At 59.6% G+C, this 25,413-nt stretch carries 28 protein-coding genes and 1 pseudogene; 15 read left to right on the forward strand and 14 right to left on the reverse strand.

What is annotated here, in order from left to right:
- Positions 1 to 48 precede the first annotated feature (48 nt).
- The 5 genes and pseudogenes from rsxC to NA637_RS08310 all read right to left on the reverse strand — a co-directional run bounded on the left by rsxC (position 49) and on the right by NA637_RS08310 (position 6,584).
- On the reverse strand, positions 49 to 2,334 hold the full coding sequence (rsxC, locus tag NA637_RS08290) for an electron transport complex subunit RsxC (RefSeq protein ID WP_256071822.1): 2,286 nt from the start codon (positions 2,332 to 2,334) through the stop codon (positions 49 to 51).
- A complete protein-coding gene (gene rsxB, locus NA637_RS08295; protein WP_256071823.1) occupies positions 2,331 to 2,906 on the reverse strand; it encodes an electron transport complex subunit RsxB in 576 nt (191 codons plus the stop codon). Before rsxB ends, rsxC begins: the two co-directional genes overlap by 4 nt.
- Positions 2,903 to 3,487, reverse strand: coding sequence for an electron transport complex subunit RsxA (gene rsxA / locus NA637_RS08300; RefSeq protein WP_019342223.1), 585 nt, complete (start codon positions 3,485 to 3,487; stop codon positions 2,903 to 2,905). Before rsxA ends, rsxB begins: the two co-directional genes overlap by 4 nt.
- Positions 3,488 to 4,258: 771 nt before the next feature.
- Positions 4,259 to 5,077: an enoyl-CoA hydratase gene (locus tag NA637_RS08305; protein ID WP_256071824.1), complete on the reverse strand. Its 819-nt coding sequence runs from the start codon at positions 5,075 to 5,077 to the stop codon at positions 4,259 to 4,261.
- Between the two features lie 262 nt (positions 5,078 to 5,339).
- Positions 5,340 to 6,584 (reverse strand): annotated as a pseudogene (locus tag NA637_RS08310) (ABC transporter substrate-binding protein).
- A 224-nt stretch (positions 6,585 to 6,808) separates the two neighbouring features.
- Here NA637_RS08310 and ung point away from each other — a divergent pair.
- Positions 6,809 to 7,504 (forward strand): uracil-DNA glycosylase, encoded by a 696-nt coding sequence (gene ung, locus NA637_RS08315; RefSeq protein WP_256071825.1) that lies wholly within the window; start codon positions 6,809 to 6,811, stop codon positions 7,502 to 7,504.
- Between the two features lie 38 nt (positions 7,505 to 7,542).
- On the opposite strand, the gene NA637_RS08320 is transcribed toward ung, so the two are convergent.
- The 3 genes from NA637_RS08320 to NA637_RS08330 form a co-directional block, all read right to left on the reverse strand.
- The gene (locus tag NA637_RS08320) at positions 7,543 to 8,055 is read right to left on the reverse strand and encodes a DUF4142 domain-containing protein (RefSeq protein ID WP_256071826.1); all 513 of its coding nucleotides are present in this window, start codon (positions 8,053 to 8,055) and stop codon (positions 7,543 to 7,545) included.
- 194 nt (positions 8,056 to 8,249) lie between these two features.
- Positions 8,250 to 9,086, reverse strand: coding sequence for an HDOD domain-containing protein (locus NA637_RS08325; RefSeq protein ID WP_256071827.1), 837 nt, complete (start codon positions 9,084 to 9,086; stop codon positions 8,250 to 8,252).
- 45 nt (positions 9,087 to 9,131) lie between these two features.
- Positions 9,132 to 10,079, reverse strand: coding sequence for a YgfZ/GcvT domain-containing protein (locus NA637_RS08330; RefSeq protein WP_256071828.1), 948 nt, complete (start codon positions 10,077 to 10,079; stop codon positions 9,132 to 9,134).
- A gap of 153 nt (positions 10,080 to 10,232) precedes the next feature.
- Between NA637_RS08330 and NA637_RS08335 the strand changes: the two genes are divergently transcribed.
- Positions 10,233 to 10,487: a succinate dehydrogenase assembly factor 2 gene (locus tag NA637_RS08335; RefSeq protein ID WP_045429345.1), complete on the forward strand. Its 255-nt coding sequence runs from the start codon at positions 10,233 to 10,235 to the stop codon at positions 10,485 to 10,487.
- The gene (locus NA637_RS08340) at positions 10,471 to 10,926 is read left to right on the forward strand and encodes a protein YgfX (protein WP_336605496.1); all 456 of its coding nucleotides are present in this window, start codon (positions 10,471 to 10,473) and stop codon (positions 10,924 to 10,926) included. The genes NA637_RS08335 and NA637_RS08340 overlap by 17 nt, the downstream gene beginning before the upstream one ends.
- On the opposite strand, the gene nadB is transcribed toward NA637_RS08340, so the two are convergent.
- Positions 10,895 to 12,508 carry an L-aspartate oxidase gene (gene nadB, locus NA637_RS08345; RefSeq protein ID WP_256071830.1) on the reverse strand — a complete coding sequence of 538 codons (1,614 nt, stop codon included), beginning with the start codon at positions 12,506 to 12,508 and terminating at the stop codon, positions 10,895 to 10,897. The two genes, NA637_RS08340 and nadB, sit on opposite strands and share 32 nt — an antisense overlap.
- 348 nt (positions 12,509 to 12,856) lie before the next feature.
- Here nadB and rpoE point away from each other — a divergent pair, with 348 nt between their 5' ends.
- From rpoE to pdxJ, 11 genes are all read left to right on the forward strand, one after another.
- Positions 12,857 to 13,438 (forward strand): RNA polymerase sigma factor RpoE, encoded by a 582-nt coding sequence (gene rpoE, locus NA637_RS08350; RefSeq protein ID WP_019342233.1) that lies wholly within the window; start codon positions 12,857 to 12,859, stop codon positions 13,436 to 13,438.
- Between the two features lie 31 nt (positions 13,439 to 13,469).
- Entirely contained in the window at positions 13,470 to 14,069 is a 600-nt protein-coding gene (locus NA637_RS08355) for a sigma-E factor negative regulatory protein (RefSeq protein ID WP_256071831.1), read from the forward strand.
- A gap of 8 nt (positions 14,070 to 14,077) precedes the next feature.
- The gene (locus NA637_RS08360) at positions 14,078 to 15,070 is read left to right on the forward strand and encodes a MucB/RseB C-terminal domain-containing protein (RefSeq protein ID WP_256071832.1); all 993 of its coding nucleotides are present in this window, start codon (positions 14,078 to 14,080) and stop codon (positions 15,068 to 15,070) included.
- A complete protein-coding gene (locus NA637_RS08365) occupies positions 15,067 to 15,516 on the forward strand; it encodes a SoxR reducing system RseC family protein (RefSeq protein WP_256071833.1) in 450 nt (149 codons plus the stop codon). The genes NA637_RS08360 and NA637_RS08365 overlap by 4 nt, the downstream gene beginning before the upstream one ends.
- A gap of 404 nt (positions 15,517 to 15,920) precedes the next feature.
- Positions 15,921 to 17,720, forward strand: a complete 1,800-nt coding sequence (lepA, locus tag NA637_RS08370; protein WP_256071834.1) for a translation elongation factor 4 — start codon at positions 15,921 to 15,923, stop codon at positions 17,718 to 17,720.
- A 1-nt stretch (position 17,721) separates the two neighbouring features.
- Positions 17,722 to 18,576, forward strand: a complete 855-nt coding sequence (gene lepB / locus NA637_RS08375; protein ID WP_256071835.1) for a signal peptidase I — start codon at positions 17,722 to 17,724, stop codon at positions 18,574 to 18,576.
- Between the two features lie 89 nt (positions 18,577 to 18,665).
- Complete coding sequence (locus NA637_RS08380) at positions 18,666 to 19,043, forward strand: DUF4845 domain-containing protein (RefSeq protein ID WP_256071836.1); 378 nt, start codon at positions 18,666 to 18,668, stop codon at positions 19,041 to 19,043.
- Positions 19,040 to 19,732 carry a ribonuclease III gene (rnc, locus tag NA637_RS08385; RefSeq protein ID WP_256071837.1) on the forward strand — a complete coding sequence of 231 codons (693 nt, stop codon included), beginning with the start codon at positions 19,040 to 19,042 and terminating at the stop codon, positions 19,730 to 19,732. The genes NA637_RS08380 and rnc overlap by 4 nt, the downstream gene beginning before the upstream one ends.
- Positions 19,722 to 20,633, forward strand: a complete 912-nt coding sequence (era, locus tag NA637_RS08390; RefSeq protein WP_256071838.1) for a GTPase Era — start codon at positions 19,722 to 19,724, stop codon at positions 20,631 to 20,633. The genes rnc and era overlap by 11 nt, the downstream gene beginning before the upstream one ends.
- An 87-nt stretch (positions 20,634 to 20,720) precedes the next feature.
- The gene (gene recO, locus NA637_RS08395) at positions 20,721 to 21,413 is read left to right on the forward strand and encodes a DNA repair protein RecO (RefSeq protein ID WP_256071839.1); all 693 of its coding nucleotides are present in this window, start codon (positions 20,721 to 20,723) and stop codon (positions 21,411 to 21,413) included.
- Positions 21,406 to 22,152: a pyridoxine 5'-phosphate synthase gene (gene pdxJ / locus NA637_RS08400; RefSeq protein ID WP_256071840.1), complete on the forward strand. Its 747-nt coding sequence runs from the start codon at positions 21,406 to 21,408 to the stop codon at positions 22,150 to 22,152. Before recO ends, pdxJ begins: the two co-directional genes overlap by 8 nt.
- Positions 22,153 to 22,193: 41 nt before the next feature.
- Here pdxJ and NA637_RS08405 read toward each other — a convergent pair whose 3' ends face one another.
- Together NA637_RS08405 and NA637_RS08410 are read right to left on the reverse strand one after the other, a co-directional pair.
- Positions 22,194 to 22,403: a DUF2905 domain-containing protein gene (locus NA637_RS08405; RefSeq protein WP_256071841.1), complete on the reverse strand. Its 210-nt coding sequence runs from the start codon at positions 22,401 to 22,403 to the stop codon at positions 22,194 to 22,196.
- Between the two features lie 17 nt (positions 22,404 to 22,420).
- Positions 22,421 to 22,747 carry a hypothetical protein gene (locus tag NA637_RS08410; RefSeq protein ID WP_256071842.1) on the reverse strand — a complete coding sequence of 109 codons (327 nt, stop codon included), beginning with the start codon at positions 22,745 to 22,747 and terminating at the stop codon, positions 22,421 to 22,423.
- 203 nt (positions 22,748 to 22,950) lie between these two features.
- Here NA637_RS08410 and NA637_RS08415 point away from each other — a divergent pair, with 203 nt between their 5' ends.
- Positions 22,951 to 23,160, forward strand: coding sequence for a hypothetical protein (locus NA637_RS08415; protein WP_256071843.1), 210 nt, complete (start codon positions 22,951 to 22,953; stop codon positions 23,158 to 23,160).
- Here NA637_RS08415 and cmoB read toward each other — a convergent pair.
- The 3 genes from cmoB to NA637_RS08430 all read right to left on the reverse strand — a co-directional run bounded on the left by cmoB (position 23,157) and on the right by NA637_RS08430 (position 25,357).
- Complete coding sequence (gene cmoB, locus NA637_RS08420; RefSeq protein ID WP_256071844.1) at positions 23,157 to 24,119, reverse strand: tRNA 5-methoxyuridine(34)/uridine 5-oxyacetic acid(34) synthase CmoB; 963 nt, start codon at positions 24,117 to 24,119, stop codon at positions 23,157 to 23,159. The genes NA637_RS08415 and cmoB overlap by 4 nt on opposite strands.
- Positions 24,116 to 24,859, reverse strand: a complete 744-nt coding sequence (gene cmoA, locus NA637_RS08425) for a carboxy-S-adenosyl-L-methionine synthase CmoA (RefSeq protein ID WP_256071845.1) — start codon at positions 24,857 to 24,859, stop codon at positions 24,116 to 24,118. The genes cmoB and cmoA overlap by 4 nt, the downstream gene beginning before the upstream one ends.
- Positions 24,860 to 24,967: 108 nt before the next feature.
- The gene (locus NA637_RS08430) at positions 24,968 to 25,357 is read right to left on the reverse strand and encodes a protease inhibitor I42 family protein (protein ID WP_256071846.1); all 390 of its coding nucleotides are present in this window, start codon (positions 25,355 to 25,357) and stop codon (positions 24,968 to 24,970) included.
- Positions 25,358 to 25,413: the final 56 nt, after the last annotated feature.

Here is a 25,413-nt window from a genome sequence, read left to right on the forward strand (position 1 = left end):
AGGTGCTGATCGTTGCGATCCCGAAAACAGCGCCGACGGCGTTGTTCCTTACGATTGGGTGTGTTCCTGTAGTTTTTGCTCGGCTTCGCTCAAACGTGCTCGGGCGCGTTCGACGGCCTCGGCTTCACTGTTGTCGTCGCGCTCGAGCTTGCGCAAATCGGCCCGCGCAAACGCAACTTCTGTCTTGAATGCGCGAGTCTGGTCATCTATCGGTTGCTTGTCTGTGCGTACCAATGCGGGTGCTGGTTTGCCGGACTGCGCTTCCGCGTCATGAAGCGCGTGTTCCGCGCTGGCCAGCCCATCGCGCAGCTTGCTCAACTGCGCCTCTTCGGCGCCGGCTTGTTCGGCTTTCTTGAGCTCGGCGCGTTTCATCGCCAACTCGATCTTGGCTTTCTTCAGCGCCTCTTCGCCGGGCGTCTTGGTTTTGGCGGCCGGCGTGTTTTGCGTTGCCGGTTCAAGCGCGGCTTCGGCCTCGGCCAGCTGCGATCGCAAGCGGCTCAGCTCTGCCTCCTGCTCGGCATCTCTGGTTTCGATTTTCTCCAGCTTGCGGACCTGTGCTCGCAACATTGCGGCTTCGATCTTGGCTTTTTTGGCCGCCTCGTCGTTGACCGGCGATGCTGCGACGGGACTGTCGGTCGCCCGGGCGGCTTCGTTCAGGGCCTTCTGCGCGCTGGCAGCCGCGGTGCGTAACTCGGCAACCTGCGCTTCCAGTTCGGGCGTTGCGTGAATGATGAGCTGCTTTTCAGCTTTTTTTAGCGCGACCTGCACCATGCTGGCTTCGATCTTGAGCTTCTTCTGCTGTTCGGACAGGCCCGCTTTCTGCGCCTGGACGCGCGCGACGGGATCGTCCTGATTCGGTACGGTGTTGGCCTCGGTCTGCGCTGCCTTGGCCTTTGCAGCGCGTTCGGCGCGGGCCTTGCGGTCGGCCTCCTTCTGCTCTTCGGCACGGCGCAGACGCTCCTGGCGCAGCTCGAAGCGCTGCTTGGAGTGTTCGGCTTTCTGTTGCTTCTGCTGCAGTTCGCGGATTTCGCCCTTGGCGGCGCGGTAGTACTGCACCAGCGGGATACTCGACGGGCAGACGTAGGCACAGGCGCCACACTCGATGCAGTCGAACAGGTTGTAGGCTTTGAGCTGCTGATGCTCCTGGCCCAGCGCGAAGAAATGCAGCTGTTGCGGTAACAGACTCGCCGGGCAGACCTCTGCACACTCGCCGCAGCGAATGCATGGCAGCGCTGGTGGTGGCGGAGGCAGCTCCGCAAGCGTGCTGGCGAGCAAGCAGTTGGTGGTCTTGATCACTGGCACGTCCACCGACGGCAGGGTGAAGCCCATCATCGGTCCGCCCATGATCAGCCGGTTGAGCCGGGCAGGGTCGAGACCGGCGAAGGCCAGCAGGTCGGCCACTGGCGTGCCGATCAACGCCTCGACGTTCATGGGGCGTGCCAACGCTTCGCCGGTAAGGGTGGTGACGCGCGAGATGAGTGGCTTGCCTAACAGCACGGCATCATGAATGGCCACGCAGGTGCCGACGTTCTGGCAGAGCATGCCGATGTCGGCCGGCAAGCCACCGCTGGGCACCTCTTCGCCGGTCAGAACCTGTATCAGCTGCTTTTCGCCACCCGAGGGGTACTTGCTGGGGAGCGCCTTGATCCGAAAATCGCGCTCGCCAACCGCTACGCGCACGGCTTCGATCGCCTCGGGCTTGTTGTCTTCGATGCCGATTAGGACCAGCTCCGGCTGGATCAGGTGAACGAGTATCTCGATCCCCGTGACAAGCTCATGGGCTTTCTCCCGCATCAACGTGTCGTCGGCCGTGAGATAGGGCTCGCATTCGGTGCCATTGATGATCAGAGCACGAGTCTTTCCGGGGGGCGGGCGGTTCAGCTTGACGGCCGTAGGGAAGCCAGCGCCCCCAAGCCCACTGACGCCTGCTTGACGGATTTGCTCCAGCAGCTGGTCGGGCGGCATTGTCCGGTAGTCCGGTTGCGGCTGCAGTTCGATCCATTCGTCATGACCATCGCTGTCGATCGCAATGGCAGCGCTGAGCATTCCCGACACGTGAGGGTAGGGCTGGGGACCTATGACACTCACTGTGCCGGACGTAGGGGCATGTACCGGCACACTGACGAAGCCAGCGGCCTCGGCGATCTTCTGCCCCTTGAGCACACGCTCACCCAGCACAACGCATGGCTCGGCAGGCGCACCGATGTGCTGGGCCAGCGGAACAACCAGCCGCGCAGGGAGCGGCGGCAGCTGGATCGGCGTGCGGTTGGATAGGTCCTTGCGCTCCGGCGGCTGTATGCCGCCAGGCATATTCCAGAGGTTCTGCGAGGTCATGCGGCCTGCTCCCGATCCCTGGCTATCAGTTGGCCTGGCATCAAGGGTTGGTCCCACTTCCAACGCTGCAGGTTGCTGCCCAGTTCAATCATGTCGATGCAATCCACCGGGCAGGGCTCCACGCAGAGATCGCAGCCGGTGCATTCGGAGACGATGACCGTATGCATCTGTTTGGCGGCGCCGACGATGGCATCCACCGGGCAGGCCTGGATGCACTTGGTGCAGCCGATGCACTCGGCTTCGCGGATATAGGCGATGCGTGGCGGCACCTCGCCTTCAACGGCATCCAGCGGTTCGGGCTCGACATCGAGCAGGTCGGCCAAGGCCTGGATGGTCGATTCGCCACCGGGTGGGCACTTGTTGATCTTGTCGCCGCCTGCAATCGCCTCGGCGTAAGGCTTGCAGCCTGGATAGCCGCACTGGCCGCACTGCGTCTGCGGCAACAGCGCGTTGATCTGCTCGGCAATCGGATCCCCCTCGACGCGAAAACGCACCGCGGCGAAACCGAGAATGGCGCCGCACACCAGGCACAGCGCCAGCAGCGCGAGTACGGCAATCACGACCAGACTCATAGCTTGATCAACCCACTGAAGCCCATGAACGCCAGCGACATCAACCCAGCCGTGACCATGCCGATGGCTGCGCCCTGGAACGACCTGGGTACGTCGGCAATGGCGATGCGCTCACGCATGGCCGCAAACAGTACCAATACCAGCGAAAAACCCAGGCCTGCGGCAAATCCGTTCGCCGTAGCGGTTAGAAAGGTGAACTCGGATTTGTTGGCATTCAGCAGCGCGACCCCGAGCACGATGCAGTTGGTGGTGATCAACGGCAGGAAGATGCCCAGCACGCGATACAGCAGAGGACTGGTCTTGTTCACCACCATCTCGGTGAACTGCACCACCACGGCGATCACCAGGATGAAGCTGATGGTTCGGAGGAACTCCAGGTCCAGCGGCTTCAGGACGTACTGCTGAACGATGTAACTGCACATGGCTGCCAAGGTCAGCACGAAGGTCGTGGCCAGCGAAAGACCAATGGCCGTTTCGATTTTCTTCGAAACACCCATGAACGGACACAGACCGAGAAACTGCACCAGTACGAAGTTATTGACCAGAATGGCGCTAACCATGATCAGAGCGAGTTCGGTCATCGCGGATTCCTGTGCGCTCTGCATGAGCCGAGGCTAAAAGGCCGCTATTATCGGGAAGCGGCGGCAGCCGTACAAGGCCGCGGCGTGATGTGGCTTCGACTCTGCCCCCGGTTCGGTGACACATATGGAAATGCATCAACCAACCGTTTGGATGCCAGCCTAACATTTGCTGTGGTCTGATCAATTGAGGCCGCAACTCCCAGGCGGGGCGGTCCATGGAGGTGCTTGATGAAGATGCGAATAGCGGTTTTGCTGCTGGGGCTCGGTTTAGGCGCCCAAGCATGTGCTGAGTCTCGGGGCGGCGTGTGGGTCTATCGACCTGATGGCGGCAGTTATCGCGTCGAAAATCGCGCATATCAGTACGACCCGCGCAGTCCATACCCTCAACACAGGCAATATCCCCAGAACCTGCCGCCTCGCTACCAGGGGCAGCTTCCGCCGCAATACTACGATCGGCACCGCGGGTTGGATCGGCACCGCTGGGATGATGGGCGACGGAGCGAGATCCGCCAGCCGCAGCGGTGGAAAGATGAGCGGCGGTCCAGGTTCGATAGCCCATCGCGTTGGAAGCGTGATCACCTGCGAAATCTTGGCCGGCCACCACTGGTCCGCGATGGGCGCGACTTCCGGATGCATCAGCGGCGCAATTTCAACGGTCGACATTACCGCCGCTGATAAGCACGCTGCCGCTGCGCTGACCGTCACACGCGGCGCTGGTCGAGACTTGCTGACTAGTCGCCTTCAAGCTGCATCTGTGTCATTAGCTCGAGGTCAGCGGTTTCTCCAGCGAGGATCACGTTTTTCCAGAAACGCATTGACCCCTTCGAGCGTGTCGTCGGCTTCGAACAGATCGATAAAGGCTTCACGTTCTGCGGCTGCGAAGTGTGCTGGGCCGCGACTGTGCATCGAGTCAATCAGGGGTTTAATGGCGCGAACGGCAACCGGGCTCTGACGCGCCACACGGGAGGCCAGCAGCAGTGCGTGCCCACGCGCCTCCCCGGATTCCACCACCTGCTCTACCAGGCCGATACGCAGAGCCGTGTCCGCCGTGACGCGTTCACCGCAGAGTATCATCCGCTTCGCCCAGCCTTCACCCACTAGCCATGCGAGTGCCTGCGTACCACCCGCGCAGGGCAACAGGCCAACCGATGCTTCCGGTAGCCCCAGTTGAGCTTGTTGTTCAACGATACGGATGTCGCATGCCAATGCACATTCCAGACCGCCGCCAAGCGCGAAGCCGTTGATGGCAGCTATGGATACTCCACGGAAGCTGCGAAGGGCCTCGAAGGCTTCGCCAAAACGCTTCGCCATCTCCCGTGCGCGGGTGCGATCGCCATCGGCAAAGAGCTTGAGGTCGGCGCCAGCGCTGAAGAATTTTTCGCCCTGGCCGGTGATCACCAGTGCATAGACCTCGTCGTCATGGTTCAGATGCTCGACGACTTGCTTGAGGCCGATCAGCGACTCACGGTCCCAGGTATTGGCGGGGGGATGGTTGATAGTGATCAGCGCGGTATGCCCATGTTTTTCCACGGTTAGCTTGTGCGTCAGGTCAAAAAATCCGGACTTGTAGGGTTCGACTGCATTGCTCATGGTGATGGTCATCCTCGTCGATATCGAATGCCTGCGACTCGTCTGTCTGATGCCTGAACGGGCATGTACTACAGGCCAAACGGCAACAGGTCGGTCCTCAGGCCAAGTCTAGTTGCAATCGTTTCGACCTGGCGAGGCGTTGGGGCGGCGTGACAGCCACCGATCCGCGAGCAGGATATCGTTGATGCGGCGCAAAGCGAGAGAGGTGCGCGCGACGAGGTCTGGAGCGGCCTGGCTTTGCCAAACCGCTCCTTTTGCCTGGTTACTGGAGGGCCGGAGCCTGTCCGCCGGCCCGGCGCTCAACCTGCCATTCGGCAAGCGACGGGGCAGCCTGCTCGCCGGTGAGACGGTGGACGATCTCGAAGTAGTCCTGTTTGAAGCGGTCCTTGAGCACCTCTTCGCGAGGCTTGACCTTCACCGCCTATACCGTCTGCACGTTCTGGTGATCGAAGGAGCGCCACTCTTGTTCGCCCTTGAGCAAGCTGTAGCGATGACCCTCGAGCGCTGCGATGATCCGCTCGCTGTCGAGGCTGCGGGCACGCGTCGCCGCGTCGGCCCACTGATAGACGATGCTGTAGGCGGAGGCAGCCGAACTCGACGGATGGGTCTGGTATCGCTCGTCGTAGTTCTGCACAAACTGTCTGCCGGCGACTGAGCCTTCCAGTTCCGGTACGCGCCAGGTCCAGGGCTCGGTACCCAATACGCCCCGCATGATGTCAGGACCGGCTGTTTCAACCATGCTTAGCGTCAGGTTGGGGACCGCGACCTGCATGCTCTTGTTCAGGCCGAGCTCGTCGGCGATCCGCATCGCACGGACCAGGTCTTCGCCGAACAGCACCAGCACCAGGACGTCGGTGTCGCTACTGGCGACCCGGGTCAGGGCTTCACGATAGTCGGAGAGGCGGGCGCCGGGAAAGGCTGTTTTGATGCCGGCGTGCTGACTGCTGTTCTGCGTGCCGGTGGCCTGACGTAGCGAGCTTTCGCTGGTATGGCCCCAGGTGTAATCAGAGGTGATGTAGAAGTAGCGTCTGTTCGGCAAATGCTTGTTCAGATACTGGCCCAGCACCTGCGCGCTCATCCAGGCGTTGTTGCATTCGCGAAACATGTAGCGATGGGCATCCTTGCCCGTGGTGTCATTGGAATAAGTAAGGGTGCCGAAATAGAGCAACCCGCGCTCCTTGGCGCGCTTGCCCGCGGCGATGGCGACCGCGCTGGAGGCGCCACCGAACAGCATGACGGCGTCCTCATCGGCCAGCTTGTCGACATTGGCAACGGCTTTTTCGGGTCTTGATGCGGAGTTGCGGGTGGCTAGCTGGAGCGGCCTGCCCAGTACGCCGCCTCTGGCGTTGATTTCGTCGACCGCCAAGAGGGCCCCACGCATCTGCGAAAGCCCTTCTTCTTTGTAGCTGCCGGTGCGAGGGTAGTTGAGGCCGAGGGTGATCGGATCGGCAGCTTCAACTGCCAGACAGAACCCCAGCCCTAGAGCAAGGAGCGTAGTCCGTTTCATTGCAGATTCCTTGTTGTATTTTTTATTGGCGAGAGGCTTTTTTACTGCGCGCTGCGGCTATACGTCACGCACTCATTGGTCGCAGTTGGCCACTCTTTCGCGTAGCTGTGAGGTAGCCGACGTTTCTGAGCCTGATTGGCGGTATGAGCCGGTTCCGGTGGACGCATTGACTCTACCGGAACCTTTGCTTAGGGTTTGGCGCCTCGGCAGGTCAGGGCAACGCCATGAATCCAGATGATCGCGTCAAACTTGAAAACAGCTGGAAAGCGGCTCTGCAGGATGAGTTCGAGCAGCCGTATATGAAGCAGCTGGGAGAGTTTCTGCGTCGTGAGAAGGTGGCTGGAAAGGTGATCTATCCGCCGGGCCCCATGATTTTCCAGGCTTTGAATTCGACTCCGTTGGAGCGTGTTCGCGTTGTGATTCTGGGGCAGGACCCCTATCACGGCGCCGGTCAGGCGCACGGGTTATGTTTTTCAGTGCAGCCAGGCGTCGCGCCGCCGCCGTCCTTGCAGAACATCTTCAAGGAACTCAAGCGTGATCTGAATCTGGACATACCCAGCCACGGCTGCCTTCAGCATTGGGCGGATCAAGGCGTGCTGATGCTCAACACCTCATTGACCGTGGAACAGGGAGTGGCCGGATCGCACGCGAAGATGGGCTGGCAGCGCCTGACCGATCGGATCATCGAAGTGATAAGCGAAAAGCGGTCGGACGTGGTTTTCTTGCTGTGGGGCGCCCACGCCCAGAGCAAAGCGAAGCTGATTGATCCGACCCGGCATCTGTTGCTGAAGTCAGTCCATCCCTCGCCGCTCTCGGCGCATCGGGGATTCATCGGTAACGGCCATTTCAGCCGGGCCAATCAATTTCTCAGGCAGCGGGGCTTGGAGCCAATTGATTGGACGTTGCCGGAGCCAGTCTGAGCGGCGCTCAAGGCGCCGCCGACAGGATCGGTTTACTGTTATTCGCCGTGCTTTGAGGCCAGCTCCTGAGCCTTGTTCAGGTGCTGCTCCAGTGTGTTCAGAGTCGACTCGGCGTATTTCTTGAGCTCGGGGTTCTCGCCGTTTTTGGCGTATTCACGGTAAAGCTCGATGGTTTGCTCATGAGCTACGACCTGATTGTTGGCATAGGCCTCATCGAAATTTTCGCCTTCGCGCAGTTCAAGAATCATGGCCTTTGCCTGGTCCATCAATGTGGCATCGTCAGACATTTCCAGGTCTTCGTGCTGGCGGGCTAGCGCAGCGAGTTTCTGGTTCGACTTGGTGTGATCGTCGATCATTTTCTGGGCGAAGGTCCTGACGTCCTCAGACTTGCTTTCGCTCATGGCCAGTTTGGCGGCTTCGATTTCGGCGATGCCTTTTGCCGATGCTTCGTCTACGAAGTTTTCACCCTCTGCGGCGAGGGCGAAATTTGCAGCCACGCTGAAAAGCAGCGCTGCGGTACCGGAAAAGAACGTCTTGGTCGTGCGTTGCATTAGTAGTCTCCTTCAACCTGACAAGCTCGTAGCGCCGAGGCATAGGCCAGAGCGCAAGCAAGATGCGGCAAGAGCGCCGTCTATTTAATGACTAGGAGCGGCGGTAGCGGTTCCTTGCGCCAGGCGAGCGGTCGGTGGAGGCTACGTTAGCGGAGACCAGCAAGAGCAGGTGCCGGGCGGCACCCGCGCGCTATTCACTGAAGCATGCTCATCGCGGCATCCATCGCAGCTGAGAGATCCTCGTCCTCTTGCAACAATGTACCGGGATCCAGACCGAGCTTGGCGAATGCGGGAATCTGGTTCCAGTCGAGCTGCGTAAATGGGTGCGAGGTGCCGATGTAGCTCTGCAGCGTCGCTACCTGGACAATGTCGACGTAATCTACCTTGGTTGAGGTTCGGGAAAAATCAAGGTACTGCGCGGGGACCGTGGCGATCGGCTCGGGGAATTCCCAGGCACGAAGAATCTTTTCCCCGATAACGGGATGAATCCGATCGATAACATGGTTGAGGCTGATCGAATCGCTGAGCAGGGCGCTGTGCTCTTCTGCGTAGGTCAGGATCGGCAGGACTCCGATCTGGTGAACCAGGCCAGCCAACATCGCCTGGTCGGCAGGGAGGCGTGTGAAGTTACGGCAGAGCACGTGGCTGATAGCGGCGATTTCGGTGCTCTTGTTCCAGACCTCACGCATCTTGCGATCCACAACGTCCGTAGTCGCTTGGAACATCTGCTCCATCGCCAGGCCGGTCGCCAGGTTCGACGTGTAGTTGATGCCGAGGCGGCTGATCGCCATCTGCAGGTCGTTTATTTCCCTGTTGGTACGCAGCAACGGGCTGTTTACTATCTTAATGATGCGTGCAGTGAGCGCAGTGTCATTGCCGATCACCTTGGCCAGTGTCGGAATGCTTACGTCCGGATCCTCCGCAGCTTCTCGCACGCGCAATGCAACTTCCGGAAGCGTCGGCAGGACCAGTTCGTCGTTTTCGATCGCCTGTGTAAGTGCCTGCTGGACCTTGTCGGCAAGAGTGCTCATGTCTTTCCTTACTCGTAATCCGGTGTGGAATGTGGCTGGCAATGGCTAGCGCTGGATTTCACGGTCCGCGTCTAGCGTATAGGGCAACTGCAGCAGAGTCAGTGGAGGGCCGTCCGGGGAGCCGAGAAATAGTCGGCCATCCGCCGCGGCATCTTCCTGCAGCACGGCTAGCAGCTCCAGAGCGCCCTCGGCGCTTGCTGCCATGACGACTTCACCTACGCTTGAACCATGCACCGGTGAGTAAACTTCAAGCCCTGGAGCCGGCACTTCTGCGTCGTTTTCTTGCGCGGCAAGGCGATGCAGGTGGCGCTTCAGTTTGCCGAGGTATTGCATTCGCGCGACGATTTCCTGGCCGGTATAACAGCCTTTCTTGAAACTGACGCCGCCTAATGCCTGAAGGTTGATCATCTGCGGGATGAACAGCTCGCGAGTGGCCGCAACTACCTGACCCATGCCGGCGCGAATCTGAGCGAGCTGCCAGCGATCGATGGAGGCTTCGGGAAGCTGGGCCGCCAGTCGGAGCCGGGTGGTCCCGGCGTCTTTCGCATGGGTCCAGAGTTCGGCGCGGCCATCGTTCAGGCGCACGGCGATCAATCCATGCGCGGCGACCGTGACGTCGGCCGTCTGGGGAAGATCCAGGCCGAGACTGACAAGAGCGCCATCACCCCCGCTCAGCCCGAAGCGAACCCATTCAGCGCTCTCGTCATGCAGTTTGGACTTCGAGAAGGCAGCGAACTTTGCGAGGTCGGCGAGTTGTGGCTGGACCAGCTCGCGATCCATCGCCAGCAGGTAGCCGTCGCCCTCCGGCAAGATGCGGAAGCTGGACTGCATTCGTCCCTTGGGTGTGCAGCGTGCACCGAGGCTCGAATGCTGGTCATCGAGGTAATTGAGGTTGCAGGTCAGTTGCCCTTGCAGAAATTTGCTCGCATCCGCGCCGCGTACGGCCAGGATGCCTTCATGCGACAGAACGCAGAAAAAAGCAGTGTCAGTCATGACGAGTCGCCGTGGAGAAATCCGGATCGGCATCATAACAGGCGATTGGCGAAATACAGTGTGCACCTGTTGCCACTCCGTGGGCCTGCTAATGCTGTGCCGCCCGTTCACGGCAGTCGCTATAATGCCGAGCTTCAACTCAGGAGCATTTGCATGGTCGAACAATCCGAACTCAATCGTTTGTTCTGGCAGAGCCGCCGCGGCATGCTCGAACTGGATGTACTGCTGGTGCCTTTCGTCAAGGAGGTCTATCCGCAGCTCGATGAAGAAGACCAGCGCCGCTACCGCAAGCTGCTGAGCTGTGAGGATCAGGACATGTTTGGCTGGTTCATGGAGCGCGCCGTGCCCGACGACGAGGATCTACGCTGCATGGTCCGTATGATTCTTGATCGTGTCCAGCCAAAGTAGCCAGGCATTCGAATGCCGCTGGCGGGCGTCTGGCCCGCTGTTAGCCATGTATCTGGTGATGCTGTTGCTGGCCATAATCGCGCTATTGATGCTGCCTGTACCATTCTGGTTGCGCATGTTCGGGTGGCTGCTTTGCGTGTTGCACGCTGCCTGGGCGATACCGTCTCGCCTCTTGTTTTGTCGTCGTTGTTCCTGGCTTGGTCTGCGCCATGATCAAAGGGGGTGGTCGCTCTGGAGTCGGGAGAGGGGTTGGGAGCCCGTGCAGTTGCTGCCGGACAGCATCGCGCTGCCGCTGATCGTAGTGTTGCGATTCAAGCAGCCAGGTGACTGGTTCGCCCGAGGACTTTGCATTCCGCAAGGGGTAATGGCGGCGGAGCAGCACCGGCGTTTGCGGCTCAGGTTGAAGTTCAGTCGTCGTAGGTGGGCGGTGCCAGGATAGTGTCCGTCGCTTCGGGCAGCTGGTCAGGGTAGTCCAGCGTGAAATGCAGGCCTCGGCTTTCCTTGCGGTGCATGGCCGAACCGATCATCAGCTCTGCAACCGTTGCTAGATTCCGCAGCTCGATGAGGTCCCGGCTGACTTTGTAATTACTGTAGAACTCATCGATTTCTCCAAGCAGCAAGCGAACCCGGTGTTGCGCGCGCATCAGTCGCTTGGTGGTACGAACGATGCCTACGTAGTTCCACATGAACCGCCGAAGCTCGTCCCAATTGTGCGCAATGATGACGTCTTCGTCCGAGTCGGTCACTTGAGTTGCGTCCCACGTCGGTAAGGCGATGGGAGTGGTGACGCCGGGTAGTTCGCGAAGCATGTCTCGGGCAGCGGCGCGAGCGTAAACAAAACACTCCAGCAGCGAATTGCTGGCCATGCGGTTGGCGCCGTGCAAGCCGGTGAAGCTGGTTTCACCAATCGCATACAGTCCTGGTATGTCGGTTCTACCAGTCTGATTGACCAGCACTCCGCCGCAGGTATAGTGGGCCGCCGGCACCACCGGGATCGGCTCGCAGGTAATGTCGATACCGAATTCCAGGCAGCGCTCATAAACGGTCGGAAAATGCGCTTTGATGAATTCGGTAGGCTTGTCGCTGATATCCAGATAGACGCAGTCGATGCCGAGGCGCTTCATTTCGTGATCGATCGCACGGGCTACGATGTCGCGGGGCGCCAGTTCCGCGCGCGGGTCGAAGCGTGGCATGAAGCGTTCGCCGCTGGGCAGTCTCAGCACGGCGCCCTCGCCGCGCAATGCCTCGGTAATCAGAAAGCTCTTGGCTTTTGGATGGTACAGGCAGGTTGGATGAAATTGGTTGAACTCCAGATTGCCCACTCTGCATCCCGCGCGCCACGCCATCGCGATGCCGTCGCCGCATGCTCCGTCGGGGTTGCTGGTATATAGGTATACCTTTGCGGCGCCACCCGTCGCGAGTACGGTGAATTTTGCCTGGAAGGTGTCCACTTCTCCGTTGGTTCGATCCAGCACGTAAGCGCCAAGGCAGCGCTTACCGCTCAAGCCAAGCTTGCGTTCGGTGATCAGGTCTACGGCAACGCGCTGATGCAACAGATCGATGTTTTCCCGATCATGAGCGCGGGAAAGCAGGGTGTTGAAAATCGCGGCGCCGGTTGCATCGGCAGCATGAATGATGCGTCTGTGGCTGTGTCCGCCTTCCCGCGTCAGGTGGTATTCGAAGCCGTCGGCTTCGCGCTCGGCGCCGTCCCGGGTAAAGGGGACACCTTGCTCGATCAGCCATTGGATGGCTTCGCGGCTGTGTTCCACGGTAAAGCGTACCGCTTCTTCCTTGCATAGCCCGCCGCCGGCAACGAGCGTGTCTGCGACATGGGATTCGATTGTGTCGGTGGTGTCCAGCACTGCGGCCACACCGCCTTGAGCACGATACGTGGAGCCATTGGCCAGGTCGCCCTTGCTCAGTACCGCAACCCGGAGCGAGGGCGGCAGGTTGAGCGCTAGGGTCAAGCCGGCTGCGCCGCTGCCTATGACAAGAACATCGTATTGATAATGTCGGCTCATTTCGAATCTCACGTTGAGGCGAGCCCTAGTATATAGGTGCGTCTCCCTGCAAAATAGCGGGCCTTGTTGGACTTGGTGTGATGCTTTGGAACTTTTCTTGCAGGCCTGGCTCTATAGACAGTTGTGGCTGCAGTCCGGCTGGCCATCGTTCGGTGGGCGGCGGGCTTTTGCTGTGGGCATCGGGGTGGCGCCATCGGAACGGTTCGTTGTGAGGCGTTGCTCGCCAATGCCGTCAGATGTGTTGCAGGAATGCTTGTTTGGAGGGGGAGAACTTTTGTGTAAAGCCCGGGTCTATTCTGGCAGGTCAGCTCGTAGGCGAGCGCAGCACCCCTTCATGGAGGGGTGTTCATGCTAACCCAGGAGCAGGACCAGCAACTGGTCGAGCGAGTGCAGCGAGGAGATAAACGGGCTTTCGATTTGCTGGTATTGAAATATCAGCACAAGATCCTAGGGTTGATCGTGCGCTTTGTACATGATTCTCACGAAGCTCAGGATGTGGCGCAAGAAGCCTTCATTAAAGCCTACCGTGCACTTGCGAATTTTCGCGGCGACAGTGCTTTTTATACGTGGCTGTACCGCATTGCCATTAACACGGCAAAGAATCATTTGGTGGCTCGAGGTAGAAGGCCGCCTGACAGCGATGTCAGTTCCGAGGATGCCGAATTCTATGAGGGAGATCACGCGCTCAAGGATATCGAGTCGCCGGAGCGTGCGCTTCTCAGGGATGAAATAGAAGACACGGTTCATAGAACCATCCAACAACTTCCAGAAGATTTGCGTACTGCTCTAACACTGCGTGAATTCGATGGTCTGAGTTATGAAGACATTGCAAACGTCATGCAGTGTCCGGTGGGTACGGTGCGCTCACGGATATTCCGGGCGCGGGAAGCCATCGATAAAGCATTGCAACCCTTGTTGCATGAATCCTGAGACAGCGGCGATAGCCAAGAGAGGAACCGCCATGAGTCGTGAAGCCCTGCATGAATCGCTGTCCGCGGTGATGGATAACGAAGCGGACGAGTTGGAATTACGTCGAGTGCTCGCCGCAGAGGGCGACAGTGAAATGCGATCAACCTGGTCGCGTTATCAGATCGCCCGTGCCGCAATGCACAAGGAGCTGATCGAGCCTCGTCTGGATATTGCGTCGGCAGTGTCGGCGGCGGTGGCTGAGGAGCCTGAAATCACCGCGGTTAAGCCACAGCGCTTCGCTTGGCGTAATGTCGGTCGTCTTGCTGTCGCGGCATCGGTCACGGTCGCTGTGTTGGCAGGTGTGCGCCTGTACAATCAGAGCGAAGTTGCCGGACCGCAGGTTGCTCAGCAGGCTGCGCAACCTAGCATCGCAGTACCGCAAGCTAGCCAGGGGCCAGCCGTGCTGGCAGGCTATAGTGAGGGTACGGTTGCTCCCGGTGCCCAAGTGACGGGGGCGGAAGATTCGCCTGACAGTTGGCTTGAAAAGAGGTTGCCGGCTTATGTTCGTCAGCACGCTCAGCAGGCCGCTTTCGCTAGCGGTTCGGAAAGTGCGCTGCCCTACGCTCGTGCTGCCAGCATGGAAGATCGTTAAGGAACCAGATGCGTGTGATACCGCTGTTTGTGGTGCTCGGAGGCTGGCTATCGATGCCGGCCTTCGCTGTTGAGGCCGATCTCCTGATGCAGCGACTTGCAGATGCGGAGAAAACGCAAAGCTATCAAGGCACGTTCGTCTATGAGCGCAACGGAAGCTTTTCCAGTCATGCTGTCTGGCAGTTGGTGGATGGTCAACAGTCGCGTGAGCGGCTGTTGCAGCTGGACGGTCCCGCTGCAGAGGTGGTGATCGCCAACGGAAAGATTCGGTGTGCGAGCGAGAACATGGCGACCCAAGTGCGGGACGCCACGCCTTGGCGCCGGCAGCCTCTGGAGCCGGAGACGCTATCCAAGTGGTACAGTTTTCAGGTCATCGGCGAGTCCCGGGTCGCGGGGCGGCCCACGATTGCGCTGGCGGTGCGTCCTCGGGACCAGCACCGCTATGGCTTCGAGCTGCATCTCGATAGAGAGACATCCCTGCCGCTTAAATCGTTGTTGCTTGATGAAAGCGGGCAACTGCTTGAGCGCTTTCAGTTCACACATTTCGCGCCAGGTTCAGCGGAGCCAGCAGAGCTGGAAGGGGGGGCGGATTGCAAACCGGTCTCGCTTGCTGTCGAGCAAGTCGAGCAAAAAGAATCTGCATCAACGAAATGGCGCTCTGATTGGTTGCCGGATGGGTTTCAGTTGATCGATTCAGGTGTGCGTCCGAGCCCCGCTTCAAAAGAGGATTCAGGTGTGCGTCCGAGCCCCGCTTCAAAAGAGTCGGTCACTTGGTTGTCCTATAGTGATGGCATCGCTCGCGTATCGGTATTTATCGAGCCGTTGGACGGTGCTGTAGTGGAAGATGCGCGCAGCCAAATGGGGCCGACGGTGGCTGTCTCGAAGCGTATTTCTACGGCTGGAGGCGATGTCATGGTTGCTGTGATTGGGGAAATTCCTCTAGGCACGGCGGAGCGAATTGCATTGTCCATGCGCGCCGGGGCTGATCAGGCGTCGCCATGATCGAGGAGACAGGTCGCGTAGTTGCGTTGGCGCCCGGTGCTGTTTGGGTTGAGACGGAGCGCAGTAGCACCTGTTCCGGTTGTTCCGTGAGGAGTGGCTGTGGACAGGGCCTGGTTGATCGGCTTGGTATTGGCGAACGCCGCGGTTTGATACTGGCGTTGTGTGATCTCAGGCTTAGCGTAGGGGATACCGTTGTGGTCGGTATCCGTGAAAGCGTGTTGCTACACGGCGCCGTGCTTGTCTATCTTTTTCCGCTGATCATGCTGTTCATCTTTGCGATCGTCGCTTCCCTGCTTTCGGCTACCGAGCCGTACGTGATGCTTGCTGGGCTAGGCGGCTTTCTGGTGGCCTGGCTCGTGGTACGCGAGCGTAGCCAGCAAGCCTCGATCGATCCGGCGTTGCAGCCGGTCGTGTTGCGTGCGGCTTTGGCAGCCAAGGCTGGGTAGTCGGGCGGTTTATTCCGTCTCGCAAGCGGGCTGTCGGCATAACAGGCTACGCCCCGCTGGCACGATCAGCCCACTGGCCAGCCAAGTGATGGGTTCTGCCACAGCCTCAGGTCAGGTGATGGCAGTTCCGGTGAAACCGTTCAGTTTCACAGCGCATATTGCGCGATGAGGGGCAAATTCCGTTATCTTCAAGCTCGCCGAACAGTGTGTTCCGACTTCAAAAAGGCGGCTCTCTGGCTGCTTTTCTTGCAGCGGGCCTGGCAGCAGTGGTGTTCGCGTTGCAGTGGCGGAAGGTTGATCACGCTCGTCCCGGGCTCCGGCGTGGCACTGAATAGACCTATCAGGTACACTTTGCGGCTATTTTCGGCGGGCAATCGGCTCGCGACGTATTAGAGTGTTGAGCTGTGAGCGACCTGAGTCATATCCGCAATTTTTCTATCATCGCGCACATCGATCATGGCAAGTCGACCCTGGCCGACCGTTTCATTCAGATGTGTGGCGGTTTGACTGAGCGTGAGATGAACGCCCAGGTGCTGGATTCGATGGACCTCGAGCGTGAACGGGGCATCACCATCAAGGCGCACAGCGTCACGCTGTACTACAAGGCGAAGGACGGCAAGACCTATCAGCTGAACTTCATCGACACCCCAGGTCACGTAGATTTTACCTACGAGGTCAGCCGCTCGCTCGCCGCCTGCGAAGGTGCGTTGCTGGTGGTCGATGCTGGGCAGGGCGTTGAAGCGCAATCGGTAGCCAACTGCTATACGGCCATCGAGCAGGGCTTGGAAGTAATGCCCGTGCTGAACAAGATGGATTTGCCGCAGGCCGACCCCGATAAGGTCAAGGGCGAAATCGAGCATATTATCGGGATCGATGCGACCGATGCTGTGACGTGTAGCGCCAAGAGCGGCATGGGTGTAGACGATGTACTTGAGCGTCTGGTGTCTGTGATTCCCGCTCCGACGGGAGAAATCGATGCGCCTCTGCAGGCGCTGATTATCGACTCATGGTTCGACAACTACCTCGGTGTCGTCTCGCTGGTGCGCGTTCGCCATGGTCGGATCAAAAAGGGCGACAAGGTCCTGGTCAAGTCCACCGGCAAGGTACACCAGGTCGACAGCGTGGGTGTGTTCAACCCGAAACACACGAGTACGGCCGACCTCAAGGCTGGCGAGGTCGGCTTTATTATTGCCGGCATCAAGGACATCCACGGTGCTCCGGTTGGTGACACCCTGACACTCTCGAATACGCCTGACGTTGAAATGTTGCCCGGTTTCAAACGGGTCAAGCCGCAGGTCTATGCGGGTCTGTTTCCGGTAAGCTCGGACGATTTCGAAGACTTCCGTGAGGCGTTGCAAAAGCTGACGCTCAACGATGCCGCGCTGCAATACGAGCCGGAAAGCTCGGATGCGCTTGGATTCGGCTTCCGCATCGGCTTCCTCGGCATGCTGCATATGGAGATCATCCAGGAGCGCCTCGAACGTGAATATGACCTGGATCTGATCACCACGGCGCCGACTGTGGTCTATGAGCTGTTATTGAAAAACGGCGAGACTATCTATGTCGATAGCCCGTCCAAGCTGCCCGATCTTTCCTCGATTGAAGATATGCGTGAACCCATTGTGCGGGCCAATATTCTGGTACCCCAGGAGCATTTGGGCAGCGTTATTACGCTTTGCGTGGAAAAGCGTGGTGTTCAGCGTGACCTTCAGTTTCTTGGAACGCAGGTCCAGGTGCGCTATGACCTGCCCATGAGCGAAGTGGTGCTCGACTTCTTCGACCGCCTCAAATCGGTCAGCCGGGGCTATGCCTCGCTGGATTACAGCTTCGAATGCTTCCAGTCCGCCAATCTCACCCGCCTGGATATCCTGATCAACGGCGACAAGGTCGACGCGTTAGCGTTGATCGTGCACCGCGACAATGCGCATTACAAAGGGCGGATCCTGGTCGAGAAGATGAAGGAGCTCATCCCCAGGCAGATGTTCGACGTCGCCATCCAGGCTGCGCTGGGCGGTCAGGTCGTCGCGCGAAGCACTGTGAAAGCGTTGCGCAAGAACGTTCTGGCGAAGTGCTACGGCGGTGACGTAAGTCGTAAACGCAAACTTCTTGAAAAGCAGAAGGCCGGTAAGAAGCGGATGAAGCAGGTCGGCAACGTTGAGATTCCGCAGGAAGCCTTCCTCGCCGTGCTCAAGGTAGATAGCTGATATGTCGATCAATTTCCCGCTGTTGCTGGTCATCGCCGTTGCGGTATGTGGATTTTTGGCGCTACTCGACCTACTGATCTTCGCGCCACGTCGCCGGGCTGCGATAGCCAACTATGAGGGCCAGGCCGGGGAGCCTGATCAATCGACGCTGGACGCGTTGAACAAGGAGCCGGTTCTTATTGAGTACGGCAAGTCCTTTTTCCCGGTTCTTGCGATCGTCCTGGTGCTGCGCTCGTTTCTTATCGAACCATTCCAGATTCCATCCGGTTCCATGATTCCGACGCTCGAGGTCGGCGATTTCATTCTGGTAAACAAATTCGCCTATGGTATTCGGCTACCCGTGGTCGATACCAAGATCATTGATGTCAGTGATCCGAAACGTGGGGAGGTAATGGTGTTTAGATATCCCAGCGATCCCAACATTAACTACATCAAGCGTGTTATAGGCCTGCCTGGCGACGTAATCCGCTACAGCAGCGACAAGCGTTTGAGCATTAATGGAGAGTTGGTTCCTGAAATACTGATCGGTGAAGAACCTGGCAGCTTGGGCAGCGCGAAGCTTTACCAAGAGAAGCTCGATGAGGTGGAGCACCTTATTCGCAAGGAAATGGCCCGCTATCGGATTGAGGCCAGCCACGAGTGGCGCGTTCCGCAAGGCCATTACTTCATGATGGGCGATAATCGCGACAATTCCAACGACAGCCGCTATTGGCACGATGCGGCGATTCCAGCCGAACTGGCCGGCATGGTTCCAGACCGCAATATCGTCGGCAAAGCCTTCGCCGTATGGATGAGCTGGCCTGATCCGAAGTTCAGTCACCTGCCGCATTTTTCGCGGGTAGGATTGATTCACTGAGTCTGTGAATCAGGGCCCGGTTCCGGCGAGCCGGCCCGCTATATTTGGACAGCCCCAATCCGCGGGTAACGTACGACAGAGAGGTCGACATGAGTTTCGCTCGTTCGCAAAAAGGCCTGTCCATGCTGAGCTGGATCATGGTGCTGGCGTTGGTGGCGTTTTTTGCCAGTACCGCATTCAAGATGCTGCCACATTATTTTGACTATATGTCCATGGACAAGATCATCTCTGGGGTTGAAAGTGACAAGGCGGCCGACATCCGCACCGTGAGAGATTTTTATAGCCATGTGCGCAAGGGCATGGACGTCAATGGCATTCGCGACCTGAACCTCGAAGAGGCGATGAAGGTCGTGATTGAAAATAACCAGTTCAAGGTTGACTTGGACTATGAAAAACGCGAGCCCCTGATCCGCAATCTCGATCTGGTGGCGAACTTCGATAAAGAATATCGCCTAAGGATGCCGTGAGCACTTCGTTAGCCCGTCTCGAGCGCAGGCTCGGATATCAATTCAAGGACCAGGAGCTGATGCTCCTGGCTCTGACACATCGCAGCTATGCCGGACGCAATAACGAGCGTCTGGAGTTTCTTGGCGATGCCATCCTCAACTTTATCGCCGGCGAGGCGTTGTTCAACCACTTTCCGCAAGCCAAGGAAGGGCAACTGTCTCGGCTGCGCGCGCGACTGGTTAAAGGCGAAACGCTTGCCGTGCTCGCACGTGGGTTCGAGCTCGGAGAATACCTGCGGCTTGGTTCCGGCGAGTTGAAAAGCGGTGGCTTTCGCCGTGAATCGATCCTTGCTGATACGCTCGAAGCCTTGATTGGCGCCATATATCTTGATGCTGGCATGGAGGCGGCGCGTGACCGCGTGCTGGCTTGGCTTGCCAACGAGCTGGAAGGGCTTACGCTGGTTGATACGAACAAGGATCCAAAGACTCGCCTGCAGGAATTTCTGCAATCGCGGGCATGCGAACTACCGAAGTACGAAGTGGTTGCGATTCAGGGCGAACCGCATTGCCGGACGTTCTTCGTCGAGTGCCAGGTATCGTTGCTCAATGAGAAGCCTCAAGGGCAGGGCGCTAGCCGGCGTATTGCCGAACAGGTTGCCGCTGCCTCGGCATTGATAGCGCTCGGCGTGGAGAACGGTAATGACTGCTGAACGAGTCGAAGGCCCAGACGTCAGCCGCTGCGGCTATGTTGCCATAGTCGGAAGGCCCAATGTGGGCAAGTCAACCCTCCTCAATCACGTCTTGGGACAGAAGCTCGCGATCACTTCGCGCAAGCCACAGACGACACGGCACAATATGCTCGGGATCAAGACCGAGGGCACCGTTCAGGCGGTCTATGTCGACACGCCTGGCCTGCACAAGAATGGTGAGACGGCACTCAACCGTTATATGAACCGCACCGCCTCTTCAGCCTTGAAGGACGTCGACGTGGTCGTCTTCGTTGTCGATCGCACGCGCTGGACCGAAGAGGATCAGCTGGTGCTCGAGCGTGTCCGGTATGTCGAAGGTCCGGTCATCGTGGCGGTCAACAAGACTGATCGCGTCGAGGACAAAGGCGAATTGCTGCCACATTTCCAATGGTTGGCTCAGCAGCTTCCTGACGCTGAAATCGTACCGATCTCCGCCCAGCACGGGCAGAATCTCGATGTGTTCGAGAAGCTGGTTGCCTCGCACCTGCCTGAGGGCGAGCATTTCTTTCCCGAGGACCAGATCACCGACCGCAGCAGCCGTTTCCTGGCGGCGGAGCTGGTGCGCGAGAAGATCATGCGCCAGCTCGGTGCCGAGGTGCCCTATCAGATCACTGTCGAGATTGAAGACTTCAAGCAGCAGGGTCATGTGCTGCATATCCATGCGCTGATCCTGGTCGAGCGCGACGGCCAGAAGAAGATCATCATTGGCGACAAGGGCGAGCGCATCAAGCGCATCGGTCAGGAGGCGCGCAAGGACATGGAAGTGCTGTTTGACTCCAAGGTCATGCTTAACCTCTGGGTGAAGGTAAAGAGCGGTTGGTCCGACGACGAGCGCGCACTGCACTCGCTCGGCTACAGCTGACGCTAAGCTCGCGACTCGGCCCGACTGCCGCGGCCTTGGCGGTCGGGCAAAGGCATTCCATTTGTCTCTGCCCACGACTTGCATCCCATGACCGCTCAAACCGCCTTTGTGCTGCACAGCCGGCCCTATCGTGAAAGCAGCGCGCTTGTGGATTTCTTCACCCCCGAGGGGCGGCTGCGGGCAGTGCTGCGTGGTGCGCGCGGCAAGGCGGGTACCCTGGCCCGGCCATTCGTACCGCTGGAGGTCGAGTTTCGCGGGCGCGGTGATCTGAAGAGCGTCGGGCGATTGGAGAGCGCGGGTTTGGCTTTCTGGCTCGACGGCAATGCGCTCTTCGGTGGCCTGTACCTGAACGAGCTGCTGATCCGGCTGCTACCGGCCGAGGATGCCCATCCCATCATGTTCGACCATTACGCCGCGACCTTACCCGCCCTGGCAGACAAGCGGCCGCTGGAGCCGATCCTGCGTTCTTTCGAATGGCGATTGCTGACCGAACTCGGCTACGGCTTTGCGCTGGATCGGGATATCGCTGACCAGCCTATCCATGGCGGCGGGCTTTATCGCTTGTTGCCCGAGACCGGACTGGAGCCGGTTGGTCAGTTTCAGCCCGGGCTGTTCAACGGTGCGGAACTCCTGGCGATGGCTGAGGCCGACTGGAGTGTGCCGGGGGCCCTGGCCGCCGCAAAGCGTTTAATGCGGCAGGCGTTGGCACCGCATCTGGGCGGCCGGCCACTGGTTAGCCGCGAGCTGTTCATGAACATCAAGGAGGTCCCGCGTGACTGAAGCCAATCGAATCCTGCTCGGCGTCAATGTCGATCATGTCGCCACCCTGCGCCAGGCGCGTGGCACCCGTTACCCGGACCCGGTCAAGGCCGCGTTAGATGCGGAGGAGGCGGGGGCCGATGGCATCACGGTACACCTGCGCGACGATCGTCGGCACATTCAGGAGCGTGACGTGCTGATGATGAAAGATGCGCTGCAGACCCGAATGAATTTCGAGATGGGCCTGACCGCCGCAATGCTGACCTTCGCCGAACAACTGCGTCCGGAACACGTTTGTCTGGTGCCAGAGACGCGCCAGGAGCTAACCACCGAAGGCGGCCTGGATGTGGCCGGCCAAGAATCGCGCATTCGCGATGCGGTCGTGCGTCTGGCCGCCTGCGGCGCGGAAGTGTCGTTGTTCATCGATGCTGACCCGCGGCAGGTCGAAGCCGCGGCGCGGGTTGGCGCGCCGGCCATCGAGTTGCACACCGGGCGCTATGCCGATGCGCACGGCGTAGCCGAGCGGGCCTGCGAGCTGGCGCGGATTCGTGATGGCGTCGAGTCAGGTCTGAGCCATGGATTGATCGTCAACGCCGGCCATGGCCTCCATTACCATAATGCCGAGGCGATCGCGGCGATCCGCGGCGTCAATGAGCTGAACATTGGTCATGCGATTGTTGCTCACGCGCTGTTTGTTGGCTTCAAACAGGCCGTCAAGGAAATGAAGCATCTTATTCTCACCGCTGCGGCGCGCGGCTGACGCGCTGGGCGGTTGCGCTTGCTACAGACTGCTTTCGCTGGTCAGCGTCGGAAGAAGATATTCAGCAGAACCGTCAGCACCACGCTCAGGATGATCATCGAGGTGATGGGGATGAAGGTTCTGCTGCGCTGCGACTCGATACGAATATCGCCGGGCAATTTGCCGAACCAGCTCAACAGTCCCGGCGCGTAGTGAAGCACCACGCCGAGCAGAAGCAGGAGCAGCCCTGCGACGATCAACCATTTCGCCATATTGCCTCCTGTTCTGCTCAGTGATAAGCGGCAAAAGCTGCCACGACGTGCCGTGCCAGGACCTGTAGGGGCTCACTGCAGCCGGGGGCGCACAAGAGCTTGATCCGGTACACACCCAACAACGGTAGATTTTCGCTTTCGTCCATGCATTTGAGCGGTGGCTTGACCAGGCTCAAGGGATAGGGCGCAACCACTGGATCGGCGATCATCACGGCTTCCTGACCCGCGCACTGCTCGCTGGGGTAAGCAAAGAGGCGGAGCACATCGATTTCCGATAGCGGCATCGCCGACTGGGGGAAGCTGTTCGGGTATTCCGGGCATTCCGGGCATTGGCTGGGCTTCAATTTCGTTTAACGGGTCGTTCTATCTTAGTCGTTTGTTGGAATCGTCAAGCGCGCTCAGTCTCACTTCACCGGCCATATCGGTCGGCAGGCACTGGCTGCGCCGACGCACCTTGCACGTCAGGGGGCGCAATGAAGCGTTCGGACAGACGACTGACAGATGCACAAAAGGTCTGCGGCAAGGGCCCGCGAGGCCGGATGTCCATATGCCGGCCATGTGGCCCATCGGACTGCAAGAGTTGGCGCTCGACTGGTTTGCGGCCTGGCGCAGGCGTCGCCTTGATCGGCGGCTACTCACGCTCAGCGACCGGCAATTGCGGATGCGTGATTGGAGCCGCCCGCGTTTGATGGAGCAAGCACAGGCGTCGCTGCGTCAGCTGGTTGAAGAACAGCGTTGTGCGCGCGTCCAGCGTTAGGGTTTGCGCGCGATCAACACGGCGCGCATCGGCGCGGGCAGGCCTTCGATGGTCTTGCTGTGATCCTGCGGGTCCAGGAACTCCGGCAGCGACTGATAGCGCATCCAGTCGGTGCTGCGCTGCTCCTGGATGCTGGTGATGCTGACATCCAGGCAGCGCACGTCAACCAAGCCAGCGCGCCGCAGCCAGCACTCCAGCGCCGCCACCGAGGGCAGGAACCAGACATTGCGCATCTGCGCGTAGCGGTCTTCCGGGACCAGGGCGGTGTGTTCGTTGCCCTCGATCACCAAGGTTTCCAGGACCAGCTGACCGCCCTTGATCAGGCAGTCCTTCAGGTCCAGCAGGTGATCGACCGGTGAGCGTCGGTGGTAGAGCACGCCCATGGAAAAGACAGTGTCGAAGCCCTCGAGCTTGGGCGGCAACTCCTCCAGCGCCATGGGCAGATGCCAGACCGGTAGTTCCTCCAGGTAGCGCTTCATCGCGTGAAACTGGCAGAAGAACAGCCAGTTCGGGTCGATGCCGACAACCGAGTCGGCACCGGCGCCGAGCATGCGCCACATGTAATAGCCGTTGCCGCAGCCGACGTCGAGGATGCGCTTGCCAGTCAAAGCCAAATGCGGCGAAACCCGCTGCCACTTCCAATCCGAGCGCCATTCGGTATCGACATGCACGCCGAACACGTCGAAGGGTCCCTTGCGCCAGGGCGACAGGCCGAACAAGGCGTCTTGGGTAGCCGCACGGGTGTCCTCGTCGCACTCCGCTTCCAGGCGAAACGTCGCTTGCAGTTCGACGGCGGTGGGCTTGATAGCAGGCAGCGCATCGACGGCGCGACGCCAGCGCGGCAAGTCACCGTGGCCGATGGCCAGTTTGGCATCGAGTTGTGCCTGCAGGCCGTTGGCCCAGGCGGCCAGTGGGGTGCCGGCCAGGCGCCAGGCGAGGGGTGTCAGGTCAAGGTTCATGGCAGCGCGATCAACGAGGCGAAGTTCAGGCATTGAAACCAGGGCACCACCTTGGTGAATCCGGCCTCCAGCAAGCGCTGACGGTGGGTGTCCAGGCTGTCGGGCTTCATCACGTTCTCGATGGCGCTGCGTTTCTGCGCGATTTCCAGTTCGCTGTAGCCGTTGGCGCGCTTGAAGGCGACATGCAGGTCGGTCAGCAGGTCATGCTCCTGCTCGTCTTCGAAGCGCAGCTTTTCCGACAGAATCAGCGCGCCCCCGGGTACCAGCGCCTGGCGGATGGCGCCTAGCAGAGCGGGCCGCTGCTCAGGGGGGATGAACTGCAGCGTGAAGTTCAGTGCGATCAGCGAGGCGGGCTGGAACTGCAGGGCAAGCACGTCGGCTTCGATCACCTCAACCGGGAGCAGCTCCTGAAACATCGAGTCCTGCCCATGCAGGTATTCACGGCAGCGCTCGACCATGGCAGTAGAGTTATCGACGGCGATCACCTGGCAATTATCCGCCTTGACGTGCCGGCGCAACGCTTGCGTCACCGCGCCCAGCGAAGATCCCAGGTCATAGAGGCAGGTGTTCGGCTGGGCGAACTGCGCGGCCAGCACGCCGATGTTCTCGACGATGGCGGGATAGCCCGGAACCGAGCGTTTGATCATGTCGGGAAAGACCCGCACGACGTCCTCGTTGAAGACGAAGTCCTGGGGTTGGGCGAGGGGCCTGGCGAACAGGCGATCGGGTTCGTGGCTCACGGCGGTGTCTGGGCAGGCTGGAAAACAGGGGCGGCATTGTAGCGGAAAGCCATGCCGATGGCCGTCGCGAAGTGGACGGTCGATCCTCGTGCCCGGCTACTCCACGTCTTATTGCACTTCGATTCGGCAGTCGAACAGCCCGGCCGGCTCGGTGTCGGTTTCCCAGGGGCGCTGATAGGCGAGATAGAGGCGGCCGCTGCCGGCCTCGGCTGCCTCGAAGCGCCAGGTGGACAGACCATCGCCGCCGATGACGTCGGACTTCGGTGAGCTGAATACTTCCGGGCCAAGGCTTTTCAGCTGCTCGGCCGAAACCTCGCGCAGGTTCCAGCGGTAACCTGTGGTGGGGTTGCTTGGCAGGCTCAGGATCAACATCTGACCGGGCTGCAAGGTCAGCGGGCAGTCCGCATCGTCGTTCAGCGCGATACTGCTAGGCGGCGTACTGGCGCAACCGGCCAGCAGGAACAACGGGGCGAACCACAGCAAACGGGCGAGAGGCATGGGCGACCGGCTCCAGAGGGAAGAAAGAAAACGCTCGGGCGTCGGTGGAAACCATA

The organism is Stutzerimonas stutzeri, assembly GCF_024448935.1.
Taxonomy (GTDB): domain Bacteria; phylum Pseudomonadota; class Gammaproteobacteria; order Pseudomonadales; family Pseudomonadaceae; genus Stutzerimonas; species Stutzerimonas stutzeri_AO.